At 62.5% G+C, this 3211-nt stretch carries 4 protein-coding genes; all 4 read left to right on the top strand.

Annotated features, from left to right (window positions below; all coding sequences use genetic code 11):
* Positions 1–382: xanthine phosphoribosyltransferase (gene gpt, locus ABY403_RS15005; protein ID WP_372841628.1), on the top strand; the 382-nt coding region annotated here is incomplete at its 5' end.
* A gap of 5 nt (positions 383–387) precedes the next feature.
* Positions 388–867, top strand: a complete 480-nt coding sequence (locus ABY403_RS15000; protein WP_372841627.1) for a DUF2127 domain-containing protein — start codon at positions 388–390, stop codon at positions 865–867.
* A 73-nt stretch (positions 868–940) separates the two neighbouring features.
* Positions 941–2116, top strand: coding sequence for an aminotransferase (locus ABY403_RS14995; RefSeq protein ID WP_372841626.1), 1176 nt, complete (start codon positions 941–943; stop codon positions 2114–2116).
* Positions 2117–2179: 63 nt separating this feature from the next.
* Positions 2180–3211: peptidylprolyl isomerase (locus tag ABY403_RS14990; RefSeq protein WP_372841625.1), on the top strand; the 1032-nt coding region annotated here is incomplete at its 3' end.

Raw genomic sequence — 3211 nt, 5'->3', positions numbered from 1 at the left:
GGTGGGCATCACGCGCGGTGGTCTTGTGCCCGCAATGATCGTCAGCCGCGAGCTGGATATTCGAGTGGTCGATACGATCTCGGTCAGAAGCTATGCCCATCAGGCGCAGGCGTCCGAGGCCAAGGTGACCAAATCACCGCAAGCCGAACTGATGGGCGACGGCACCGGGATTCTGATCGTCGATGACCTTGTGGATACGGGCAAGACGCTCGAACTGGTGCGCAGGCTTTATCCGCGCGCACATTTCGCCACCGTTTATGCCAAGCCCAAGGGCAAGCCCTTGGTTGACACCTACATCACCGAAGTCAGCCAAGACACTTGGATCTTCTTTCCTTGGGATATGGCGCTGCAATACGTTCAGCCGTTTCGCGGCACCGACTAAGCGCTATGCGCACTGCCCGGCAGCGGCTGCACGCGCTTTTCGAGGCGAGCATTGTGCTCAAGGGCCTGTTCGCCACGGCCGAGGTGCTGTCGGGGCTTGGCATCTGGCTTGTGAAAGCCGATTGGGTGATGCGCATCGCCCATGCCGTAACGCAGGCCGAGCTAAGCGAAGACCCCACCGATTTTCTGGCCGCCTGGGCGCTGAATCTGGCGCGCGGCTTTTCGGTTGAAACACAGCATTTCTGGAGCCTCTACCTGTTTGGTCATGGCGTGCTGAAACTGGCGGTGGTCGCCGCGTTGATGGCGGGTATCGGCTGGGCCTATCCGGCCTCGGTTGTGGTGTTGGCAGGATTCGTCGCCTGGCAGATGACGCAGTTCTTTACTACCGGTGGCATGGCGACGCTGCTGCTGTCAGTGTTTGATCTTGTGGTGATCTGGCTGATCTTGCAGGAATACAAAACACTCCGGTTAATGCGGCGCGAATGATGGTGCGCTCGGCGGCGGCCCGCCCCCAGAAACCCCAGTGGACCAGAACAACGAAGCTGCGAGGCGCGACACGATGACTTTGAAACCGGTGAACCCCGCTGTGGCAGGCACTTTTGCGCCCCCCGTGATGGAAGCGCGGCGCTGGCTGGAGGGTGTGACGTTTTCGCCCGATCGCCCGCTGATCAACGTCAGTCAGGCCGCTCCTGTCGATCCGCCGCCACTGGCGCTGCGCCAAGCCATCGCCGAAGCGGCGCTGCACGATGCGCAAGCGCATCTTTACGGCCCGGTTCTGGGAATGGGTGCTTTGCGCGAGGAACTCGCGGCGCAGTGGTCAGCGGCCTATGGTGGTGTGATCTTGCCCGAGCAGGTGGCAATCACCCAAGGCTGCAATCAGGCATTTTGCGCGGTGCTGGCAACGCTGGCCGGGGCAGGAGATGAGGTTCTTCTGCCAACCCCTTGGTATTTCAATCACAAGATGTGGCTTGATATGCAGGGCGTGCGGGCTGTGCCGCTGCCCACGGGGGCCGGGCTGATACCCGATGCCGAGGTGGCCGCGGCACTGATTACGCCTGCCACGCGCGCAATCGTGCTGGTCAGCCCCAACAACCCCGGTGGTGTCGAATACCCCGCGGCAACGCTGCGGGCGTTTCGCGAATTGGCGCGGGCGCGCGGTTTGGCATTGATCGTCGATGAAACCTACCGCGATTTTGACAGCCGAAGTGGCGCGCCGCACGATTTGTTCACCGATTCCGACTGGGATGAGGGCTTCATTCATCTCTACTCTTTCTCCAAGGCGTATCGGCTGACCGGGCACCGGGTGGGCGCGATCGTCGCCAGCACCGCGCGTCTGGCCGAGGTAGAGAAGTTTCTCGATACCGTCGCCATCTGCCCAAGCCAACTTGGCCAGATCGCCGCACTTTGGGGAATGCGCAATCTGGGCCAGTGGGTCGCGGGCGAGCGTGCCGAAATACTTGCCCGCAGGGCGGCAATGACAACCGGGCTGGCCGCACTGCCGGGTTGGCGCACGCTGGGGGTCGGTGCCTATTTCGCGTATGTAGAGCACCCCTCGCCCCTGCCCTCGCCCGAGTTTGCGCGCACGCTGGTGCGCACGGCGTCGGTGCTGCTTTTGCCCGGCACGATGTTCATGCCCGAGGGTCAGGGCACGCGGCAATTGCGCATAGCCTTTGCCAACATCGACGTCGCCGGGATCGAACAGTTGATGGCGCGACTGAATAGCCTTGTGATCTGAGCCTTGCCCGCGCGGGCGTGAACGCCTAAACACCGCCAAACGGCTTTCCGAAAGGTGCGTGCGATGTCCTCTCCGCTGCGTTCAAAAGGTAAAAACTCGGTCACTTGGGTGCTGATGGCGCTTTTGGTATTCGGACTCGGCGGGTTTGGGTTAAGCAACTTCTCCGGCTCGATCCGCGCCATCGGCAAGGTTGGCGATACCGAGATTTCGGTAAACGACTACGCCCGCGCGCTGAGCAACGAAATCAACGCGTTCTCGTCACAGGTTGGGCAACAGATCAGTTTTGATCTGGCAACCAGTCTGGGCATCGATCGTGCCGTGCAGGCACAGCTTTTCACCAACGCAGCCCTTGACGACCAAGCCGCGAAAATCGGCATCTCGGCAGGTGATGCCGAGGTGCTGCGCCAGATCGTCGCTTCGCCTTCGTTTCGCGGTATCGACGGCCAGTTCGACCGGCAGAACTACGCGCTGACGCTGCGCCAGCAGGGCTTGAGCGAAACCGAGTTCGAAACCGCGCTGCGTGCCGATACTGGCCGTGCCGTGCTACTGGCCGCCGCGCTTGGTGGTATCGAAGCGCCCGAGTCGCTGACAGCGCGCCTTGCCGAATGGCAAAGCGAAACCCGCAGCCTGAGCTATGTCGAACTGACCGAGGCCGATTTGACCGAGGCCACACCCACGCCGACCGACGCTGACCTGCGCGCCTATCACGCCGCCCATCCCGAGGCATTCACCGCGCCCGAGTCGCGCGATGTCAGCTATGTCTGGCTGACCCCGTCGATGCTGCGCGATGAAGCAACACCCGACGAAGCCACGTTGCGCGCGCTTTATGATGCGCGGATCGACGAATACGTATTCCCCGAGCGGCGGCTGGTTGAACAACTGGTCTATCCTTCCGAGGCCGAGGCCGAAGCGGCAAAGGCGCGCTTTGACGCGGGCACCGCGACCTTTGCAGAACTTGTCGCCGAGCGCGGGCTTGCGCGCAGCGATGTCGATCTGGGCGATGTTGGCCGCGAAGATTTGGGGGCTGCGGCAGATGCCGTCTTTGCAGCCGAGGTGCCCGCGCTTGTGGGGCCCCTGCCCTCGGTCTTCGGGCCC

Source organism: Phaeovulum sp., from assembly GCF_041596715.1.
Classification (GTDB): domain Bacteria; phylum Pseudomonadota; class Alphaproteobacteria; order Rhodobacterales; family Rhodobacteraceae; genus UBA6213.
The sequence above is the reverse complement of the archived record's forward strand: the minus strand, read 5'-3'. Positions and strand labels throughout refer to the sequence as shown.

Coding starts and splice junctions, on each gene's coding strand:
- ABY403_RS15000 (WP_372841627.1), top strand. CDS start 388: ATGCGCACTGCCCGGCAGCGGCTGCACGCGCTTTTCGAGGCGAGCATT.
- ABY403_RS14995 (WP_372841626.1), top strand. CDS start 941: ATGACTTTGAAACCGGTGAACCCCGCTGTGGCAGGCACTTTTGCGCCC.